General features: G+C 57.7%; 18 protein-coding genes and 2 pseudogenes. 10 read left to right on the top strand and 10 right to left on the bottom strand.

From position 1 onward, the window contains the following. Positions 1-63: 63 nt before the first annotated feature. From ACM6I5_RS20770 to ACM6I5_RS20760, 3 genes are read right to left on the bottom strand one after another with little or no spacing between them, the layout of a single operon-like run. Complete coding sequence (locus ACM6I5_RS20770; RefSeq protein WP_414884578.1) at positions 64-756, bottom strand: SDR family NAD(P)-dependent oxidoreductase; 693 nt, start codon at positions 754-756, stop codon at positions 64-66. Between the two features lie 31 nt (positions 757-787). Then, entirely contained in the window at positions 788-1,588 is an 801-nt protein-coding gene (locus ACM6I5_RS20765; protein ID WP_414884577.1) for a shikimate dehydrogenase family protein, read from the bottom strand. Between the two features lie 15 nt (positions 1,589-1,603). Continuing rightward, positions 1,604-3,208, bottom strand: a complete 1,605-nt coding sequence (locus tag ACM6I5_RS20760; RefSeq protein WP_414884576.1) for a GMC family oxidoreductase — start codon at positions 3,206-3,208, stop codon at positions 1,604-1,606. A gap of 220 nt (positions 3,209-3,428) precedes the next feature. Between ACM6I5_RS20760 and ACM6I5_RS20755 the strand changes: the two genes are divergently transcribed. The 8 genes from ACM6I5_RS20755 to ACM6I5_RS20720 all read left to right on the top strand — a co-directional run bounded on the left by ACM6I5_RS20755 (position 3,429) and on the right by ACM6I5_RS20720 (position 13,620). Beyond that, positions 3,429-4,580, top strand: a complete 1,152-nt coding sequence (locus ACM6I5_RS20755) for a glycerol dehydrogenase (RefSeq protein WP_414884575.1) — start codon at positions 3,429-3,431, stop codon at positions 4,578-4,580. A gap of 41 nt (positions 4,581-4,621) precedes the next feature. Next, complete coding sequence (locus tag ACM6I5_RS20750; RefSeq protein WP_414884574.1) at positions 4,622-5,794, top strand: iron-containing alcohol dehydrogenase; 1,173 nt, start codon at positions 4,622-4,624, stop codon at positions 5,792-5,794. A 125-nt stretch (positions 5,795-5,919) separates the two neighbouring features. Then, on the top strand, positions 5,920-7,197 hold the full coding sequence (locus ACM6I5_RS20745) for a carbohydrate porin (RefSeq protein WP_414884573.1): 1,278 nt from the start codon (positions 5,920-5,922) through the stop codon (positions 7,195-7,197). A gap of 140 nt (positions 7,198-7,337) precedes the next feature. Next, a complete protein-coding gene (locus ACM6I5_RS20740; protein ID WP_414884572.1) occupies positions 7,338-8,843 on the top strand; it encodes an aldehyde dehydrogenase in 1,506 nt (501 codons plus the stop codon). Between the two features lie 83 nt (positions 8,844-8,926). Beyond that, positions 8,927-10,168, top strand: coding sequence for a sugar ABC transporter substrate-binding protein (locus ACM6I5_RS20735; RefSeq protein ID WP_414884571.1), 1,242 nt, complete (start codon positions 8,927-8,929; stop codon positions 10,166-10,168). 85 nt (positions 10,169-10,253) lie between these two features. Further along, complete coding sequence (locus ACM6I5_RS20730) at positions 10,254-11,765, top strand: sugar ABC transporter ATP-binding protein (protein ID WP_414884570.1); 1,512 nt, start codon at positions 10,254-10,256, stop codon at positions 11,763-11,765. Then, positions 11,758-12,813, top strand: coding sequence for an ABC transporter permease (locus ACM6I5_RS20725; RefSeq protein WP_414884569.1), 1,056 nt, complete (start codon positions 11,758-11,760; stop codon positions 12,811-12,813). The genes ACM6I5_RS20730 and ACM6I5_RS20725 overlap by 8 nt, the downstream gene beginning before the upstream one ends. Before the next feature lie 126 nt (positions 12,814-12,939). Then, positions 12,940-13,620, top strand: coding sequence for a GntR family transcriptional regulator (locus ACM6I5_RS20720; RefSeq protein ID WP_169369564.1), 681 nt, complete (start codon positions 12,940-12,942; stop codon positions 13,618-13,620). 72 nt (positions 13,621-13,692) lie between these two features. On the opposite strand, the gene ACM6I5_RS20715 is transcribed toward ACM6I5_RS20720, so the two are convergent. The 3 genes and pseudogenes from ACM6I5_RS20715 to ACM6I5_RS20705 form a co-directional block, all read right to left on the bottom strand. Then, on the bottom strand, positions 13,693-14,709 hold the full coding sequence (locus tag ACM6I5_RS20715; protein WP_414884568.1) for a zinc-binding dehydrogenase: 1,017 nt from the start codon (positions 14,707-14,709) through the stop codon (positions 13,693-13,695). 203 nt (positions 14,710-14,912) lie between these two features. After that, positions 14,913-15,152, bottom strand: coding sequence for a hypothetical protein (locus ACM6I5_RS20710; protein ID WP_414884567.1), 240 nt, complete (start codon positions 15,150-15,152; stop codon positions 14,913-14,915). Next, positions 15,137-15,562 (bottom strand): annotated as a pseudogene (locus ACM6I5_RS20705) (site-specific integrase); the annotation flags it as partial. The pseudogene ACM6I5_RS20705 and the gene ACM6I5_RS20710, both read right to left, overlap by 16 nt. A gap of 282 nt (positions 15,563-15,844) precedes the next feature. Between ACM6I5_RS20705 and ACM6I5_RS20700 the strand changes: the two are divergent. Together ACM6I5_RS20700 and ACM6I5_RS20695 are read left to right on the top strand one after the other, a co-directional pair. Beyond that, positions 15,845-16,144: a metal-sensing transcriptional repressor gene (locus ACM6I5_RS20700; RefSeq protein ID WP_017337834.1), complete on the top strand. Its 300-nt coding sequence runs from the start codon at positions 15,845-15,847 to the stop codon at positions 16,142-16,144. A gap of 7 nt (positions 16,145-16,151) precedes the next feature. After that, entirely contained in the window at positions 16,152-17,288 is a 1,137-nt protein-coding gene (locus tag ACM6I5_RS20695; protein WP_414878801.1) for a nickel/cobalt efflux protein RcnA, read from the top strand. Between the two features lie 582 nt (positions 17,289-17,870). On the opposite strand, the gene ACM6I5_RS20690 is transcribed toward ACM6I5_RS20695, so the two are convergent. The 4 genes and pseudogenes from ACM6I5_RS20690 to ACM6I5_RS20675 all read right to left on the bottom strand — a co-directional run. Beyond that, positions 17,871-18,107: a thioredoxin family protein gene (locus tag ACM6I5_RS20690; RefSeq protein ID WP_017337836.1), complete on the bottom strand. Its 237-nt coding sequence runs from the start codon at positions 18,105-18,107 to the stop codon at positions 17,871-17,873. Between the two features lie 19 nt (positions 18,108-18,126). Continuing rightward, on the bottom strand, positions 18,127-19,164 hold the full coding sequence (locus ACM6I5_RS20685) for a permease (RefSeq protein ID WP_414884566.1): 1,038 nt from the start codon (positions 19,162-19,164) through the stop codon (positions 18,127-18,129). Positions 19,165-19,190: 26 nt separating this feature from the next. Beyond that, entirely contained in the window at positions 19,191-20,270 is a 1,080-nt protein-coding gene (locus ACM6I5_RS20680; protein ID WP_414884565.1) for an ArsO family NAD(P)H-dependent flavin-containing monooxygenase, read from the bottom strand. A gap of 197 nt (positions 20,271-20,467) precedes the next feature. Continuing rightward, positions 20,468-20,616: pseudogene (locus tag ACM6I5_RS20675) on the bottom strand (DNA-binding response regulator); the annotation flags it as partial. Between the last annotated feature and the right edge of the window lie 76 nt (positions 20,617-20,692).

Here is a 20,692-nt window from a genome sequence, read left to right as displayed (position 1 = left end):
CTTGTTGTGATGCATGATATATCATGTTTTTAGTCGGTCAAGGGCTCATTCGACCAGATGACATCAGGCGATCGAATACCCGCCGTCTACCGGCAACGTCGTGCCCGTTACGTAGCGTGCGTTATCAGAGACCAGGAAGGCGATCACGTTGGCCACGTCTTCGGGGGCGCCCCAACTCTTCATCGGGATGCGCGCCATGATCCCTTCCGAGCGGACCGGGTCTTCGAACGCTTTACGCGACAGGTTGGTCAGAATCCAGCCCGGCGCCACGGCGTTGGCCCGCACGCCATCGGTTGCCCAAGCCACCGCCATGCAGCGGGTCAGTTCGGAAATGGCCGCTTTGCTCGACGCATAGGCCGGAGTTTTTGCCGAGCCGAAAATCCCCCACATCGAGGCGAAATTCACCACCGCACCGCGAGCGGCTTTCAGGCCGGGCAGGGCCGCGTTGGTGATGCGCAACACGGCCGTGAGATTGACGTCCATGACGCGACTGAAGCCCTCCAGCTCCCACTCGCGAGTGTGATCAATGATGCCGGCGGCGTTGACGATCGCATCGACTCGCTCGAACGGCGCGAAGAAGCCGTTCACTGCCGCATCGTTGGTCACGTCCAGTTCCTGATAATGAATGCCCTCAATGCGTTGCTCGGGTTCGCCGAGCCCTACGGTGAACACTTCATAGCCGTCAGCGTGCAGGCGTTGCGCAGTGGCGAGGCCGATGCCGGAGCCGCCGCCGGTGACGATTGCAGTCTGTTTCATGGTCTTTCCTTATGCAGAGGAGGAGGGCGTGTCAGACGCCCGATTTGGAAAATAGAAACTCGGCCAGCAGATCGATCTGGCCGGTGATCATGTGCGCGCCTTTATGGATGATGCAGCCACGCTCGGCAGCGGTCCTGAGTAGCGGCGTGATGTCCGGGTTCATCACCACTTCACCGACCACCGTGCCGGGCGCGAGTGTCTCGACGGGTAGCGGCAACGGGTCCTGAGCTTTAAGGCCCAATGCAGTGCCATTGATCACTACATCGAAACCGGTCGCGTCGGCCGGACCGGCATTGACTCTCCGATCAGGGAAAATCCGCCGCAGTTCGCGGGCCAGTTCTTCAGCCTTGGCCGGTGTGCGGTTGCTGATCACCAATTCCTGAATGTCTTCGGCGAGCAACGCATGGGCGATCCCGGTAGCGGCGCCACCTGCGCCCAGCAACAGAACACGTTTTTTGCTCAGGTCATGGCCTTGCTTTTTCAGACCGCCAACGAAGCCGTCGCCATCGAACATGCGCCCGCTGAAGCGACCGTCGGGCAGTCGCTTGGCGACATTGCAGACCTTCAACAGACTGGCGGTACCTCTAAGTTCATCGCACAACTTCGCCACCTCCAGCTTGTGCGGAACGGTGACAATCACCCCCGCCAGGTTTTCTATGCCGCGCAATCCTTCCCACGCCGTGGCCAAATTGGCCGGTGACACTTCCCAAGGCACCAGCACCCCGTCATAGCCAAGCCGCTCCAGCAGCGGGTTGAAAAACTCGGGGGTTCGCAGGTGTTTGGCGGGGTAGGTGAGGTGCACCACTACTTGGGTTTTGCCGCTGATAGGCATAACGAAATTCCTCTTTTACGAATGGGCGGCGGAGGCTGGCAATGCCGAACGTCCAAGGATCATGTCTGCAGCTTTTTCACCGATCATGATCGAGGGCGCATTGGTATTGCCGGAGATCAGGTTGGGCATGATCGAGGCGTCGACGACGCGCAGATTGCGCAGGCCTCGAACGCGCAGTTCGGGGTCGACCACCGCCATTTCGTCGTCACCCATCTTGCAGGTGCCTACCGGGTGGTAAACCGTCTTGGCACGCTGGCCGATGTAACTCAACAGCGCCTCATCGCTGCGCACGCTTAGTCCTGGAAACACCTCTTCGCCGGTGTATTTGCGCATAGCCGGTTGCGCGAGAATTTCCCGGGACAGGTTCAACCCTTTGATCGCGACTCGACGATCTTCCGGGTGGGCGAAATAGCGTGGATCAATGCGGGGCGGGGTCTCGGCCTTGCTGTCGCTCAGGCGGATTTCGCCGCGGCTCTTGGGGCGTAACACGCAGGTGTTGATGGTTGCGCCAGGCTGTTTGATGGTGTCCTGGTCAAGGTCGAAAAACACGATAGGCACGAAGTGCATCTGTGCATTGGGCCGCTCCTGTGCGTTATCGGTGTTGACGAATGCGCAGGCCTCGGTAACGTTCGAGCTGACAGGACCGCTGCCAAATATCAAGTACTGCAGGCCGTTCTTGACCGTATTGAAGGCATTGTCCTGGCCGTAGTAACCGTACTTGCCGTGGCAGTAGGCGATGGTGCCGACTTCCGCGTGGTCTTGCAGGTTTTGCCCCACACCGGGCAATTCATGCAGCAACGGAATGCCATGACGCTGAAGTTCTTCACCGCGTCCGATACCGGACAGCATCAACAGCTTTGGTGACTGAATAGCGCCAGCGCTGAGGATCACTTCTTTACTGGCGCGCACCTGTACCCGTTGACCTTTGTGGGTGTACTCGACTCCAACGGCCTGATCACCTTCGATCAGGACTCTTTGCACCGTGGCGTCTGTAACGACCGTCAGGCGATCGGATTTTTCCGCTGTCCGCAGGTAGGCCACGGCCGCGCTGCAACGACGATTGTTGCGCGCGGTGATCTGATTGAAGCCGACGCCGTTCTGACGTTCGCCATTGAAGTCCGCAGTAAAGGGAATGCCGGATTGCTGCGCGGCCCGCACGAACCCACGGGACAGTTCGCACACCTGCTGAAGGTCAGAGACACCCAGCGGCCCACCAGTGGCGTGGTAGCCATTGTCGAATCGTTCATTGTCCTCGGCACGTTTGAAGTACGGCAGCACTTCGCGAAACGCCCAGCCATTACAGCCTGCACGGGCCCAATCGTCGTAATCCTCGTGCTGGCCACGGATATAGATCAGTGCATTCACCGAACTTCCACCGCCCAGCACTCGGCCCTGAGGAAGAATGCGCTTGCGTCCGTCCATGGCCGTTTGTGGTTGGGTTTCATGGCGAGAGAGCAGTGGACTCGACAGCAACCGGGTGAAGCCGGCGGGAATGTGGATCAGTGGATGGGTATCGCGCGGACCGGCCTCAATCAGCAGAACGGAGGCCCCGGCTTCGATCAGGCGACCTGTTAACGCGCAGCCTGCCGAGCCACCTCCAACCACAACATAGTCGTGCATGCCTTCCTCCAAATGGTGCTGTTCTTGTTTTCATGCATCATATATCTTCGTGCCCCCCAAGCGTCAATCCCGGTTTTGCGTGCCGTGGTTTTCGCAAAAAAAGCTGTTGGTAGTCGAAAATTAAATATGATATATCATCCATCCGCCGAGGGATGAGTCTCTCGCAAACGTCCTCAAAGCAATAAAAAAACGCCTCCACGACGGGGCCAGGATGATGACCATGACCCAAATGTTTGCTGCACCCGGCCGCTACATCCAGGGCTACAAAGAACTCGATCGACTGCACAGGCATGTGGCCTGGTTCGGTCGACGGTTTCTGGTGATCACCACTCAGGGGCGCCTCGACAGTCTGAAACAGATACTCGGTGCCAGTTTCGACGCCGAGCACACTCAACTGCACTATGGGATTTTTGCCGGTGAGGTGACCCGCGAAGAAATCCAGCGGCTTACCGCGAGCATCAACGCCCTTGAATGCGACGGGGTGATCGGGGTGGGTGGCGGCAAGGTGCTGGACGCCGCGAAGGCCGTGGCCAACCAGGCCAGGGTGCCGCTATGCATCGTGCCCACCATTGTCTCCAACGACGCCCCCACCAGTTCCCTCTCGGTGCTGTACACCGAAGCTGGCGCGTTTGACGACGTCCTTTTCTATGAGCGCAGCCCGGATGTGGTGGTGGTCGATACCTGGATCATCGCCCAGGCCCCGGTGCGTCTGCTGGTGGCTGGAATGGGCGATGCACTGTCGACGTATTTCGAAGCACGCACCTGTGTCGAGTCAGACCGGGATAATTTTCTCGGTAACGCCGGTGTCGGGATGAAGGCGGGCGGCGGCGGTGCCAAGTCGACGCTGACCTCAATGGCCATCGCTGAGCTGTGTTATCGGGTACTGCTGGAGGATGGCCTGCAAGCCAGGCGCGCCGCGGAAAACCAATGCGTGACCAAAGCCTTCAACCGCGTGGTCGAAGCCAATGCGCTGATGAGTGGCATCGGCTTTGAGAGCAACGGCGTGGCGACAGCCCATGCGGTGTATTGCGGATTCAGCGAACTGGGGGTTCGGGCGACGATGTACCACGGTGAATACGTAGCCTTTGGTGTTCTGGTGATGTTGGTGCTTGAAGGCAAATCCAGCCGCGAACTGGATACCGTGTTGCGGTTCTGCCTGAGCATCGGCTTGCCGGTCACCTTCGAAGACCTCGGGCTGGCCGACATCACCGCGCAAGAGCTCGACTGTGTGGCGCGCACCGCCGCCGACCCTGACCAGACCAGCAAAGTTGAACCGTTCGAAGTCACTTTCGATGAAATGAAAGCGGCACTGATCGCTGCAAGTGATTTGGGCGAACTCTATAAAAAAGGCGGGTCACTGCTGGTCGGTTGAAACCGTTGGCAGCGCACTTTCCACAATCAAAAGGTGATCTGATGAAAGCATTTCAGGCAAGTCTGCCGCTAACCCTGGATTTCGAAGTCGGGGCGGTCAAGCGCATGGGTGAAAAGGTCGTGCCATTCGGCAAGAAGGTCTTTTTGATGGTTGATCCGTTTCTTCAGGGCAGTGATCTGGTAGCGCAGATTACCGGTAGCTTTGCTGAGCGCGGCATTGAGTTTGTCGAGTTCTACGACATCGTGCCCAACCCTCGGCATACCACGATCGATCGTGCGGTCGAGCTTGTTCGCAACGCCGGTTGCGATGTGGTCGTCGCGGTCGGGGGCGGCAGTGCCATCGACTCGGCCAAAGCCGTGGCTTTCGTTGCCGTGCACGGTGGTTCCTGCTGGGACTACACCGAGCGGCTGGGTGAGACGGTCACTCGACCACAAAGCCGTGGGTTGCCATTACTGGTCGTGCCCACAACCTCCGGGACCGGGACTGAAGCCACGCCTTTTGCGGTGATCAACAATCCTGAACTGGGCCTGAAGTGCGCCATCGTCAACCCGTTCATTTACCCCGACGTGGCCTTGATCGATCCGCAGATTCTGGTTTCTAAGCCGCCGAAACTGACCGCATTGACCGCTGTCGACACCTTCTGCCACGCGTTGGAGGCTTACATCAGCATTCACTGCACGCCGTGGGTGGAAATGGTCGCCCTGGAGTCGATTCGGTTGTTCGCGGCCAATGCCCGACGTTGCGTCGAGCATGGCGATGACCTTGAAGCGCGTGCGCAAATGGCCTTTGCCTCGACCTTGGGCGGCATGGCCATTGCCAGTGCCGGCGTTACGGTATCCCACGCTCTTGGCCAACCGTTGGGAGCGATGACCGACGCGCCTCACGGTGGCACGGTCGCGGCCAGTACGCCGTACGTGATTGGCTGGACGCTGCCGGTATGTGCCGACAAGTTCGCGCGCGTGGCCGGGATTCTTGATCCGTCGACGCTGGGCCTTTCCGAGATTGAACGCGCCGAGTGCCTTCCCGACGTCCTGAAAAAACTGTTCGCCACCTTGGGCGTCACTGACACCTTCAGCAGCTACGGTTTGCGCCCGGAGCAGATCGATGAGTTTGCACAAACCGTATGGACCAGTTTCAACCAGGACCTGGCCTGTCATCCGAAGAAGATCAACAGCAAAGAGGAGGTCGCCGACATCGTGAAAATGTGTTTCTAACCGAAGTGTCTGTCACGCCGTTTTGAAGAACGTTGTTCGACCGATCCGTTAGTTGGGTCGGCGGGATTTTGCATGCTCGAAAAACACTAAGACCAACAATAAAAATAGTTTCGGGAACAATAATAATGACCAACAAAACGATGATTGCCGTCGGGCTTTTCAGCGCCTGGGTATTGCCTGGTGCCCAAGCAGCCAGTGACTCGCCGAATAATTTTCTGCTGGGTGACTGGAACGGTGAGCGCACGCGCCTGCATGAGCAGGGTGTGGATTTCCAGCTGACTTATGTTAACGAACTGGCCTACAACACTCAGGGGGGTGAGGATCATAAAGGGTCTTACAGCGATCAGTTGATGGTTGACACCCGTTTCGATTTGCAGAAGCTCTTTGGCTGGCAGGGCGCGAGTTTTCGTATGACCTTCAGCAATCGTAACGGTGAAAGTCTGACGGCCGAGGCCGGGACCAACACCTTGCTGGCCGCCCAGGAAATCTACGGCTACGGCAGCGTCACCCGTCTGGTGCAGTTCTATTACCAGCAGGCGTTATTGGATGATCGACTGGTGGTGAAACTCGGTCGCTTGCCGATGAGTGGCGATGTCTTTCCGTTTTCCTGCAAGTTTCAAAACCTGACCTTCTGCGGCACGGTGCCCGGTTACATCACGCCGAACTGGTTCACTTGGCCCGTCAGCCAATGGGGCGCGGTTGTGGCGGGGAAACTGACTGATGAGTTGTCCCTCAACGCGTCGCTGTATCAGGTCAATCCACGCTTTACCGAAAACGCCCAGGGCCTGAACTTCGGCAGTCTCTCGGGCACCACCGGGTATCTGGCCGTCGGCGAATTGGCCTGGACGCCGACGCTCAACGGTCTGCCTGGCAGCTACCGGGCAGGCATATGGCGAAATACCGGTGATTTCAACGATGTCTATCGTGACGTCAATGATCAGCCCATCGGTCTGACCGGCAATGCGCCCGATCAGCACGATCAAGCCAGCGGCTACTACGCCATGGCCGAACAGCGGGTTTATCAGGACCCGAGCAACAGCGCCCGTGGCCTGACCCTGTTCGCCAACTTCATTCAATCGGACCGCGATGTTTCCTACGTGGAAAAGGTCTGGCATGCCGGTGCGTTTATCAGCGGTCCTTTTGCCGGGCGGCCACAGGATGAAATCGGTGTGGCGATCGGGAGGCTTGAAGTGAATGAAAAATCCGCGAAGCGTATCCGCCAGGCAAATGGCTACACCTCAGCGGCACCGGACACTGAATACCCAATGGAGTTGTACTACGGCGTCAGCGTGACTCCGGCCCTGACCCTGCGACCTAACGTGCAATACGTCGTCAATCCTGGCGGGCTGAGTGGGGACAAAAGCGTGGTGGTGTTCGGGCTGAAAACCGAGGTCAGTTTCTAAAGGATTACGCGATTTATCGAACAGAACTTGTGAAGAAAACACCTCGATTCAGGGCATTCCTTCGCTTGCGATTTTTATAATGCATGATATATCGTCGTTGGGCGCCTACGCCTAAAACCAAAAACAGGAGACGCAACAGCATGAACACTCTCGTTGATATCGCGGCGGTCCAGCAGCGTGTCGCCGCCCTGAACCTGCCAGGGCAAGCCTTCATCAATGGCCATTTTGTAGACGCCCTGAGTGGAGAAACTTTTGCCAATATTTCCCCGCGCAACGGTCAGGTGCTGAATTACGTCGCGTCCTGCCAGGCCGAAGACGTCGACGTCGCCGTGAAGATCGCCCGCCAGGCGTTCGATAGCGGCGTGTGGTCGCAACTGGCACCCAAGGAGCGCAAAAAAATCATGCTGCGTTTTGCGGCGTTGTTCGAGCAGCACATGACCGAACTGGCATTGCTCGAGACGTTGGACATGGGCAAACCCGTGTCCGAAAGCGCCGGTTTCGATGTACATGCGGTGCTCGAATGCCTGCAGTGGTACGCCGAATGCTGCGACAAGGTCTACGACGAAATCGCCCCATCGGGACCGGGCGCGCTGGGCATGATTACCCGAGAAGCTATTGGCGTGGTCGCTGCCGTGACCCCGTGGAATTTCCCGATGCTGATGGCGATGTGGAAAGTTGCCCCGGCCCTGGCAATGGGTAACTCGGTAATCCTCAAACCGGCCGAACAATCGCCGTTGACTGCACTGCGTATCGCCGAACTGGCCGCGCAGGCGGGCATTCCACCGGGGGTGTTCAACGTGCTGCCGGGGTTCGGTCCTACCGCTGGCCGTGCCCTGGGCCTGCACATGGATGTCGATACGCTTGTGTTCACCGGCTCCGGTGAAGTCGGCAAATTGTTCCTGCAGTACTCCGGTCAGTCGAACATGAAACGGGTTTGGCTGGAGTGTGGGGGCAAGACCCCGAACATCATTCTCAATGACTGTCGTGACCTGGAAAAAGCCGCCACCACCGCTGCCAGATCCATGTTTTTCAACCAGGGAGAAGTGTGTGTGGCGCCTTCGCGTCTGATTGTCGAGCAAGGCATTCGCAACGAGTTTGTTGCCGAAGTCTTGAAGGTGGCGCGGACCATCGCCGTCGGCGACCCACTTGACCCGGCCACGCAGTTGGGTGCCATGGTCGATAAGGTGCAGATGGATCGCGTGCTCGGTTACATCAAGAAGGGCTCGGAAGAGGGCGCCCGCATCATCCTCGGAGGTGAACGTGCCAGCGGCGCCTTGGCCGATGGCTTCTTCATCCCGCCGACGATCTTCGACAATGTCACTAACGACATGACCATCGCCCGGGAAGAAATATTCGGGCCAGTGCTGTCGGTGATCAACGCCAAGGATCACCTGGACGCCGTGCGCATCGCCAATGATTCACCCTATGGCCTAGCCGCCAGTCTCTGGACCAGCGACCTGTCCCGTGCCCACTCGATCATCCGCTCGCTGCGCGCCGGCAGCGTCTGGGTCAACTGCTTCGACGGTGGCGATATCACCATGCCGTTTGGCGGGTACAAGCAATCGGGCAACGGGCGCGACCGCTCGCTGCACGCACTGGACAAGTACTCGGAACTCAAATCGGCCTGGATCGATTTGCAGGCCTGAGCCTTCAACGAGAAACCGGTGCTGTTCGAAACAAACAGCACCTGCATCACCGATCAAAATCAGCGCACTGGAGAATAATAATTATGAAGCTGTCAGCTGTTCGCTCGATCACCACATTGGCCCTAGCGAGCCTCATCGGCACCCACGCCTGGGCGGCTCCCAAGCATGAAATCTACAGTTTGATGCCCAATACCGCATTGTCGGGCGTGATTGATCCTGACATGCCGGATCGCACCTCGATCAACAAAGCCTTGCCACTGAAAAAGAAGGGCGAGCGCTTGCGTATCGGCTGGACTGAAATCACCCTCGGCAACCCCTGGTTTGTCTCGATGATCGACGACTCGAAAACCATCGCGAAGAAGTACAACTACGATATTGAGCTGCAAGTGGCTGACAGCGATGTCGCCAAGCAGAGTGCCCAGGTCGATAACTTCATTACCCTGGGCGTCGATCTGATCGTGATCGATCCTACCGATGTCCTCGGTTCTGTGTCGGATGTCGAGCGGGCAGTGGCCGCCGGCATTCCGGTGATCACCGTCGGCACCGCGCCGGACGCCCGCGCGCCGGTGATCACCACCAGCACCGGCAATCCGTACGGCAGTGGATTCGAGGCAGGGCGTTACGTTGCGGCCAAGACCGATCCGGCCAAGGTGATCAACGCCGCCATGGTCATTGGGGTGATGGGTAACTCGACCTCCGAAAGCCGACTCAACGGCATGATCTCCGGGATCGTTTATGCGCGCTCGCAAGAGCGGAAGCTGGGCCTTTCCAAAGAGGACGCAATGCTCAAGGGCTTCAAGCTGTTCCAGCAGGTCAAGGCCAAGGGCAGCTTCAGCTGGCCGGAAGGTGGCTTCAACGTACTCGCCTGGGGTCGTGGTGACTGGACCGAAGAGGGTGGTCTGGCGGCCACGGAAGACATCCTTTCGTCCCAGGGTGACAAACTCAATCTGGTCTTGGCAGAGAACGACTTCATTGCCATTGGCGCGATCAATGCCCTGGAAAATGCCGGTAAGAAAAACAGCGTCATGGTCGCTTCCGCCGCTGGCAGCTTTCGCGTGGCGCTGGACTTGATCAAGCAAGGCAAGTTGCTGGTAAGTGCCACCAACAGCGGTTCGGAAACCGGTGTGGCCGCCATCGAGTTGATCCACCAGATTCTCGACAAGGGACTGGATGCCAACAACCTGCCGTTAGCGTCGTACTTCCCGGTCACGCTGATCACACCGGACAACGTCGACACCTACATCAAGGCCGACAGCTTGCCGCCATCCACCGAAACCGTCCCGCCGTTCCGCTCCATCGAGCAGATCAAAACCGCGATGAAGTAATTTCGCACGATTGAACCGGCCTGTGGCTGCTGTGTTTGACGGCGGCCACAGTTCGAATGGCGACAGTTTATAGACGGTGAACACAATGAACGCGATGCACAAACCTGCCGTAGAGATGCTCGACATCTCGAAAAAATTCGGAGGTATCAGTGCCCTGAACAGCGCGAATTTTTCGGCCCGTGCGGGGGAAATCCACGCACTGATGGGCGAGAACGGCGCCGGCAAATCAACCTTGATGAAGATCCTTTCCGGGGCCTACGTGCGCGATGCCGGTGGGGTCAGCCTGAACGGCGAGAAAGTCGATATTCGCAAACCCGGTGATGCGCTCAAGCTGGGTATTTCGATTATCTACCAGGAGTTTGCCCTGGCCCCGCATTTATCGGTGGCCGAGAACATCTGCATCGACGATCTGGGCAAGAGCAAGGGATTTGTCCAGTGGGCCGCAATGCGCAAAAAAGCCCGGGCGATTCTCGATGAACTGGGTTTCAGCGATATCGATGTGCGCCAACCGGTTGGCAGTTTGCCGGTGGCGTACCAGCAAGCGGTGGAGATCTGCAAGGCACTGTCGCGTAACTCGTCGGTACTGGTATTCGATGAGCCGACGGCAGTGCTCACCTCCCATGAGGCCGAGAAGCTGTTCAAAATCCTCGATGAATTGCGCCGCAAAGGCGCGTGCATCGTTTACGTCTCGCACCGCATGGATGAAATCTTCCGGATCTGCGATCGCGCCACGGTGCTCAAGGACGGCAAGACGGTCGGCACACTGGAACTGGCTGACATTACCGAGCGTGGCTTGATCGAGATGATGATCGGTCGCGAGCTGAGTGACCTGTTCCCGCCGCGCAAATCACAGATCGGCGAGGTGTTACTAAAGGTCGAGCACCTGTGCGCGGGACGTCTGGTACGCGATGTGAGCTTTGAGGTACGGGCGGGTGAAGTCCTCGGCTTTTGTGGGCTGGTCGGTGCCGGACGGACCGAAACCATGCGCGCGATTTTCGGGGCTGATCGGAAAACCTCCGGCGCGCTGCACCTCGATGGCCGGGAGATCCACAACCGGACACCACGGGAAGCCATTACCAATGGCATCGGCCTGTTGCCCGAAGATCGCAAGCAACAAGGCGTGCTGCTGGAGATGTCGATAAGGGTCAACGGTGCGCTGCGACCTGACAGCCCCTATACCGGGCGCATGGGCTGGATTGCCAGTGGCCGGGAGACCCAGGGTATCGAAGCCTTGCGCCAGCAACTGGCGGTCAAGACGCATTCGATCGAGCAGTTGGTCGGTGACCTGTCAGGGGGTAATCAACAAAAAGTCGCCCTGATGAAGTGGGTCGATGCGGGCTGTCGCGTGCTGATTCTCGACGAGCCTACCCGTGGCGTGGATGTGGGCGCGAAAACGGAAATCTACCGGGTCATCAATGCCCTCGCTGAACAGGGCGTGGCGATCATCCTGGTCTCTTCGGAAATGATTGAAATCATCGGCATGTGTGATCGCGTGCTGGTGATGCGAGAAGGCGCGATCGCTGGTGAACTGGTGGGCGAGCGCATTAAAGAACAAGAAATGATTTGCCTGGCGATGGGAGTCGAGCACCATGAGTAACCCTAATTCCAAGCTGGCCACGGCCGAGCTTTTGCAGGAAAACAATCATGCTCGAGAAAGCCGGGCAGGCCGTCGTTCGTTACAGCGTCTGTTCCTGGAGCACAACGCGCTGGTGATGCTGGTGGTACTTGCCGTCGTCGCCAGCGTGCTCTCGGCGGACTTCTTCACGTATCAGAACCTCGGCAACCTGTTGCGCCAATTGACGCCGTTGTTGCTGGTCAGCATCGGCATGTTGATTGTGATCCTGACAGCGGGCATCGATTTGTCCGTTGCCTCGGTCGCTGCCGTGGGTGGAATCGTGGTTGCGATGACCCTCAATGTGCTTCCGGTTGAAGGTGGTTTCGGGTTGCTGCTGGCTGTGGCGATTGCGGTGGCGGCCGGTGTCCTGATGGGACTGGTGACAGGCACCTTTATCGCGTACTTCCGCATGGCACCTTTTATCGCGACCCTGGCCATGATGACGGTCGCCCGCGGCCTGGCATTCATCCTGTCCAACGGCCAGCCACAACGGCTGGACGACAGGCTGGTCAGCGCTCAACTGTTGCGTGATTTCGGTCGCTTGGCCGATGGCGTGCTGGGTATCCCGTGGCCTGTGTGGCTGGCGGGGTTGGTGACCGTGGTCTTTGCCTTGATCCTTCGCTACAACGCTTATGGCCGCTTGACCATTGCCAGCGGTAGCAATGAAACCGCCGTGCGCCTGGCGGGTATTCCGGTGGAGCGCTACAAACTGGCCGCCTATGGTATTTGCGGCGGCCTGGCAGCATTGGCCGGGGTGGTGATTGCTTCGCGCTCAGGTGTAGCCACGCCCAGCGCCGGCATCGCCCTGGAACTGGATGCCATTGCCGCTTGCGTGATCGGAGGAGCACTGCTTTCCGGTGGCAAAGGCACCGTTTTCTACACTGTCGTGGGTGTGCTGGTGTTGGGTTTGATCGGCAACATCATGAACTTGCTGAGTGTGCCGGCCTATCCACAACAGATCATCAAAGGCGCGATTATCGTCATCGCAGTGTTGTTGCAAGGCGTCGGGCGGCGCGATGCGCGTATATAAGCGAGTCATCAGCCGGAGTGGCAGGCGTAATTTGATGATGTATGATGCGTTTTCGACGATTCAGGTCGGCAGATTCACAAGTCTGTCGCCCGACGCACAGTAATCGACCATGGAGACCGAGTAACAGTGACCGTGCATAAGCCCATTGATAAAGGCAACTTGAGCGAACGGGTGTATTCCATCATCCGCACCGCGTTGATGGACGGGCAATATCAACCCGGCGACCGATTGCGTATCAGCACACTGGCCGAAGAGTTCGGTGTTTCGATCACTCCCGTGCGGGAAGCTATTTTCCGCCTGGTCAGTGACCATGCGCTAGACATGAAAGCCGCGACTTCGATTTATGTGCCGGAGCTGACGGTCAGCCAGTTGCGTGAGATCCAGCTGATCCGCCATTTGCTGGAAGGCGAGGCGGCCGGCGTGGCGGCGCAGCGAATCACCCGACCTGAACTGGAGAAACTCGAAGCCATTCAGGATGCGTTCCAGAAAGCTGTAACGGTCGATTACAAACAAGCCGCGTTGCTCAACCGGGAGTTTCACTTCGGGTTGATCTCTGCGGCACGCATGCCCGTGGTGTCGAAAACACTCGAAAATATGTGGGTTATCATGGGCCCGCTGCTGAGCCGGTTTCACGCCGAGGTCCCCAAGCGGGAGCTGGCCAGTGCCAAACACAAGCATTTCGAAGTACTGGAAGGTTTGCGCACCCGGGATTCGACCAAGGCCAAAGACGCGCTGCAAGCGGACATCGCTTGGGGTGAGCTGATGATCGATTGGTTGGAGAAAAAGGAAAATCTCGCGGAGGTATAACCAGAGCGCCTCCGTTCGGTCATGCTGATCTGTCGCCCGAGTGCTCCCTAAAAGAGCCTCGGGCGATTTCTTTTACGGCTGTCTGGAAGGCGTGACGCCTGAGTCATTCAACAGGGCAATCCATTTTCCACCTTCGCCACCTTGCTTGAGAGCCAGCAGGGCTTCAGGAAGGTTACGAAAATCAAAGATTCGACGTTCAGGTAGTGTCAGGCGACCGCCCAGCATGCTTTCGAGAAGGTGTTCGCCAGCGTCTCGAAGCCGTTGTCGATCGCTCAGGCTTGCGTAGGAATGGAAGCTGTTGAGCGCAACCTCATGCAGGGAAATCGCGGTGCTGAAGGCCGGCAACGGTGCGGTTTCCTGCCGATCCTGAATACACACCAGATGACCGTTGTAACCCAGCAGAGGTGCCAAGGCCGCTGCATGCGTGCCACTGACAGTATCGAAAACCACCTTGAGGCGGCGCTCACCCAGGCTGGCTTGAAGGTTTTTCTGCCAGTTGCGGTCCTGGTAGTCGAATACGCCAACGGCACCCAGCGCTTTCAAGTTCGCATGATGCTTTGTGCCCGCAGTGGCCCACACTCGGCAACCACGTTGCACTGCCAGTTGTACCAATAGCAGGCCCACCGCGCCCCCTGCACCGACCACCAACATGTCACTCGGCTCGCTAACCGGAATCTTGTCCAATGCTTGCCAGGCTGTCAGGCCGGGGCAGGGGAATGACGCGGCGATGGCGTCATCTAGCGCGGCCGGCACCGTCATTACGGTCGACCAATCGAGCAAACAGAACTCGGCAAAACTGCCATCGCGCTCCAGTGACTGGTGATACGCCACGCGAGTCCCCGGTTTGATTGGCACTCCGGCACCGCAGGCAACCACTACGCCCATGCCATCCACGCCGGGCACGTGGCCGGTGTTCCAGGCAGGGTGACCCCATTCGATGATTTTCCAGTCCACCGGGTTGAGCGCCAGCGCTCGGTTGGCAATCAGAACCTCACCTGGGCCAGGTTGCACAAGGGGTTTGCGGATCTGTTGTAATCCGTCGATACCTTGACCAGCGGTCCAGGACCAGGCGGCGAAATCAGCTTGCATCGGGAGTCCTCATGAATGGCCGGATTGAAACTATTTCAATCCGGCAACAGGCTTCGGTTGGCACGACTTACGGTCGTAAGTATCCCCTCAGCCATCCATGGGGAGAACGTTGATTTAAGCAAAGGTGTTGTGAACATGAATCGTCAATTGATTCGATGTACTTCCAGGTACCACAGATTATTCATGCTTGACCGCGTCATGGGTCAGTTGGCAGTCGTGCTCCGCTGATAAGCCAAGATCGCCGCCGCGAGATCCTCTACTGACGCGCCAACCGACTTGAACATCGTCATGGCCTGGGCCGGTTCCTTGAGGGCGGAGCGGCCGGCATGTTTTTCAGCGCACAGTTCGCTGAACTCGGCGATGACATCGGCTTCGGTGGCCAACGTCGCGCAGCTAATGATGTCGGCGACCGCCGCGGCAGTGGGCTGTGGCGTCTCACCCACGAGCCGGCCAGTACATGATTTTGGCAGCGATCAATGACGTCTAGGCTGACCCCCAAGGCCTGCATCATGGATCGCGCCCGTATGGCGCAGGTCATGCGGTGTCCAGTCGCCGTTTTGGCCGTCGGCGGCACCAGCGTATCGTCGTGACGCCGTCGTGACAGGGCTTTGCGGGCCGGGATCAGGGGGGAGATGTCGACCAGTTCCGTCGGGGCACCCTCGACCAATAAGGCCCGCCAAGGTTGGCGCTTTCTGGTCCAACTGAACATCTGGGGGAGGTCGGCAAAGAAGCTGATCGCTTGCCGGTGAGCGCCACGGCTGACGACGGTGCGGATCAGTGCCCGAACATCGTGTTCGGAAACATTGTTCACCGCTGTCTTGCCGAGTGCTGGCAAAAGGACCTTGTTAAAGCGCAGCCCGCACCCGACATTTCGGCTTGCTGTTCATGGGCGTGATGGGCGTCTTGCGCAATCTCCCAGGCTGGCTGTTTCGACGTCACTGACAAGGTATAGGTATACCCGGCCCAGGCCACAAACATGGCGAGAACAAGCGCGATTACCACCGTCGTTGTCAGTGTTCTGCTGAACATGGCATTCCGGTTTCAATTCGTTTTATAGGGCTTTCCCGCGTTTGACCAGATCCCCCTAGGGGGGATAGGATGCCGGCGTAATTTATTGAGGCCTGAGGCTCAAGTCATGAGTGAGCACGATCACGAACACAACCATCCCCACACTCACCAAAGTCATGAGGCGATCATCAAACGCCTCAAACGGGCGGACGGCCATTTACGCGGCATCATCACCATGATCGAAGAGGGTCGTCAGTGCGTGGACATCGCCCAGCAGCTGCATGCAGTTGAAAAAGCGGTATGCCAAGCCAAGCGCACACTCATTCAGGATCACATCGATCACTGCCTGGAGGACACCGTCTCGGCATTGAACAATGGCGAGCGCGCGCCACTGGAAGCCTTCAAGCAAATCACCAAGTACCTCTAGGTCTGACATGCCCAACTTTGCTGAACTCTTGCAACAGGGCGGTTCACACGCCTGGCTGTATTTCCCGAGCGCCATCCTGCTCGGTGCTTTGCATGGCCTGGAACCGGGCCATTCAAAAACCATGATGGCGGCCTTCATCGTCGCCATCCGGGGCTCGGTCAAACAGGCCGTCTTATTGGGTTTGGCCGCGACGCTGTCGCACACCGCAGTGGTGTGGTTGGTCGCCATCGGTGGCATGTACCTGGGCAAAGGCCTGGATGCTCAAACCACTGAGCCTTACTTCCAGCTTGCGTCTTCCGCGCTGATCATTGTGATTGCATTTTGGATGCTGTGGCGTACCTGGCGTGGCGAGCAGATGTTCAAGTTCGAGCAAGAGGATGATCACCATCACGGCGAGCATGACCATGGTCATCACGATGAAACCCATCGCATCGATACCGGCCATGGCCGCATCGAACTGTCGATCTTTGAAGAGGGCATGCCACCGCACTGGCGCTTGAAGGCATTGACCGGGCATGCGTGGCTTGCTTCAGACGTTCGTCTGACCACTACCCGTCCAGACGGCAGCACTCAAACGTTTTCATTCGTCGAGCGTGAAGGTTTCCTGGAGTCGGCGGTCGATATTCCAGAGCCTCATGAGTTCAGTGCGCGGTTGAGTCTTGGGCATGCAGGTCACTCCCATGATTACGACCTGGAGTACCAGGAGCATGATCACGGGCACGCGCATTCCGAACTGGAAGGTCTGGAGCTGTCGATTGATGGCTATCAGGATGCGCATGAACGTGCTCATGCCAACGATATCCGTAAACGCTTCACCAACCGCGAAGTCACCACCGGCCAAATCGTCATGTTCGGTCTGACGGGTGGCCTGATTCCGTGTCCGGCGGCCATCACCGTGCTGTTGCTATGCCTTCAGGTTAAGGAGGTGACATTGGGGGGTATGCTCGTCTTGTGCTTCAGCATCGGTTTGGCGATCACCTTGGTCACTGTCGGTGCTGCGGCAGCTATTGGTGCTAAACAGGCTTCCAACCGTTGGCCGTGGTTGGGCACCGTGGCTCGTCGTGCACCTTACCTGTCCAGCGTGCTGATCATCGGTGTTGGCCTTTACGTGGGCGTTCATGGCTGGATTGGCCTGAACGCATAAGGTGACGCGTGGGTGTTTGGACGATCCAGCTACTTGGGTCTGTTCCTGGCGCTCCATTGGGCGATTGCTGCGCTCGTGACAACACGGCATTGAGCATTGCCCCACCAGCATTGGTGTTGATCTCGATCAGGCCGAAATTGTTCTCAGTGACATGAAAGTCATCCCCAAAGAACACTCCCTTGACCCCACCCGGATCATGTCGTGCGATAGCAGGAGAGTGAGCCAGCACTTCCTCACGGTAAGCTGGGAGTGAAACGACTGCTTCGACCGCGCGCACTACCTGCGCCATACGATGCAGGTGGGCCGGTGCGATGAAGACTGGATGGGCTGCGAATAGATGAGGGCAGCGTTGCTGCGCAAGCTCAAACAAACCTAGCTGTCCGAGAGCGTCGACTCCAGAGTTTCGTAGAGGACGTCTTTATCAAGGCTGATGCAAAAGCACTGGCTGTTGAGGGTTTCTATAGGCACCCCCGCCAGAGCTGCCGCAGCGGCTGCCGTCGAAAGAAACGCCGCGTCATTGTCGGAGAAGGGCAGTCAGGCCTCTCACCACCGAGTCTGGTTGGGTGTGCAGAGGCCTTTGTCTCAAGCGCTGAGCCATTCTTCAACCTTCTCACGGCTCGGGATACCCCCTGAGTGAACGACTTTTCCATCAATCACGACGCTGGGCGTGGACATCACTCCGTAGCCGACGATCTGTTGCATGTCTTCGATTTTTTCCAGCTTAACGGGGACGCCTTTCGCACTCGCCACCTGTTCGATGATGGCTACTGTCGATTTACATTTTGCACAACCGGTGCCCAGAACCTTGATGTCTTTCATAAAAACCTCGGTAGGTGGATTACAAAGCGAAGTTGAAGACGTAACCAACGATGAGAATGCCGACGGCGACGACCCCAATGAAGGTGGCTATCAGGCGCACTTTCAACACCTTGCGCAAGATCACCATTTCCGGAAGGGATAGAGCGATGACACTCATCATAAAGGCCAGCACAGTGCCCAGCGCTGCGCCCTTTGCGAGCAGTGCCTGCACAATGGGGATGATGCCTGCCGCATTGGTATACATGGGGATGCCGATAAGAACCGCGAGCGGAACTGACCACCAGGCTTCCTTGCCCATGAAGCTGGCCATGAAATCCTCAGGCACATACCCGTGAATGCCTGCGCCAATGGCAATACCGGCAAGGATGTAAGGCCACACTTTTCCGACGATTTCACGCACGCTGCTGAACCCGGCATTTATCCGCTCATACAGCGGCATACTCGTGTCCCCGGCGGTTGCCTGGATCTTGGGCATATCACGGACCCAGTCTTCCAGATAGGCCTCCATTTTCAGACGCCCAATGACCCAGCCGGCAACAATCGCAATAAACAACCCCAGGCTGAGGTACAGCAATGCAACTTTCCAGCCGAACAGGCCAAGCAACAGTGTCAGCGCTACCTCGTTCACCATGGGTGCAGAAATGAGGAATGAGAAAGTCACCCCCAGGGGTACTCCAGCTTGAACAAAACCTATAAACAGAGGAACGGCTGAGCACGAGCAAAATGGGGTAAACACACCGAGAGTGGCCGCCATGACATTGGCCATGCCCTCGCTTCGCCCTGCCAACATTGCGCGGGTGCGTTCAGGCGTGAAGTGGGAATTGATCATGCCCATCAAGAACACGATGCCGGTCAGCAGCATCAGCACCTTGGGCGTGTCGTAGAAAAAAAACTGTAAGGCACCTCCCAAGTGGCTGTTGCGATCAACAGGAAGCGCTGCGACCAAAGCCTCTGAAACAGGTATCAGGGCTTCATACAATCCGAACCAGACAAGCGCTGCTACCGCTAAAAACAGGCGGGGATTGCGCTCCGGCCAGCGTATGATCGTTTCATTCATGTCCTCTACTCCTGGGATGTAGGGCACTAGGCCACGGACGGATCGCCAAGATAGGTCGCGATCTCATTGACTGTGCTGCGTGCTGTGCGCGTTACACCGATCAGTGTGGCGGAAGCCGAACCTGTCCACTCGCCATAGCCCACCAGCCATAGTCTTGGTTCCTGGATCGAGTGAGTGCCGTCCACCTCAACACGACCTTCAGTGTCGATCACCCCCAACGAATCAAGATGCTGAAGTGCGGGCCTGAACCCGGTACACCAGATCACCACATCCACTGCGGATTCAGATCCATCGGGCCACATCACACCATCGCGAGTGAAGCGTGCAAAGGGGCGTACAGACTTGAGAGCATCACGCTCACGGGCTTCTGCAACTGGTGGCACCATGACAATGTCCCCCAACCCGCCGACGGGCTGGTCAATGACACGCCCCTCCTGCTGGGCCTTCAAGCGCTGGGTGGCGCGCTCGAACAGTACTCGTCCATCCACTTCGTCAGGCAAAAACACCGGTTCGGCAGGGGTTACCCAAGTGGTCTCGGCGACCTTGGATACTTCTGCCAAAATCTGCGCTCCTGAATTGCCGCCACCCACCACCAAAACCTTCTTGCCAGCAAAGGCTTGTGCATCGACATAGTTCGCGGAATGTAATTGCCGACCGGCGAACAACTCGGCATCAGAGTAGTGAGGGATATACGGATTGCTCCAGGTGCCGGTGGCGCTGATTACAACCTTGGCATCCCAATACTTGCCGTCAGAACGTACTCGCAAGCCAGACTCTAAGCGTTCCACAGAAACGACCCGAACCGGGCGCTCCACCGGAAACTGGTAGCGCTGCTCATATTGGTTGAGATAGTCGACTACATGATTTCGCGTTGGATAGCCTTCTTGGGCGGGCGGCATCATCCAGCCTGGTATCGAACTCCAGGTGGCCGGAGAGAACAAGCGCAGCGAATTCCAGCCATGCCGCCAGGCACCACCGGGCTCTTCCTCTGCGTCGAGGATAACGAACGAAAGTTGAGTTCGGCGCAGGAAATACGCTACCGCCAAGGCTGACTGCCCCCCACCGATAATCACTACATCTCGTTGGTCACTGGGCGAAAGAGTCATGGGGAAAACCTTGAGTCGATGCTGGTGCGGTAGCCAGTATAGCGACCCAGGTTTGAACCCAACTGATCTAGCTCATAGGTTGAGGATTCTGTGTGGCCGACGGAAATAGGCCGAGGTGCTGAAAAAAGCATTTTAGAGCAGGTTTGACTGCCAGGATTTATCTAAAAAACGCGTTTCTACGAAAAATTTGTGGTCTGCTAACCCATGCCGCGTGACGTGTGAATCAATTTGTATTCAAAACTGTCATCAATTTTCGCTCGCTACGCACGGCAACTTCGATGCCATTGGTGCCACTCTCAAGGTGGATATGCCAAACCTGTGATGCAATGAGTGATTTCGGAAGAACACCGATGCCCCAATACAAGCTGATGTAATTTCTACGGCCGACTCCGCGCGGGCGCACCGGCTCAACTTAGAACATT

The organism is Pseudomonas sp. IT-P171, from assembly GCF_949767765.1.
GTDB classification, from domain to species: Bacteria; Pseudomonadota; Gammaproteobacteria; order Pseudomonadales; family Pseudomonadaceae; genus Aquipseudomonas; species Aquipseudomonas fluorescens_B.
Note: the sequence above shows the minus strand (reverse complement) of the source record. Positions and strands in the feature narration are given on the sequence as shown.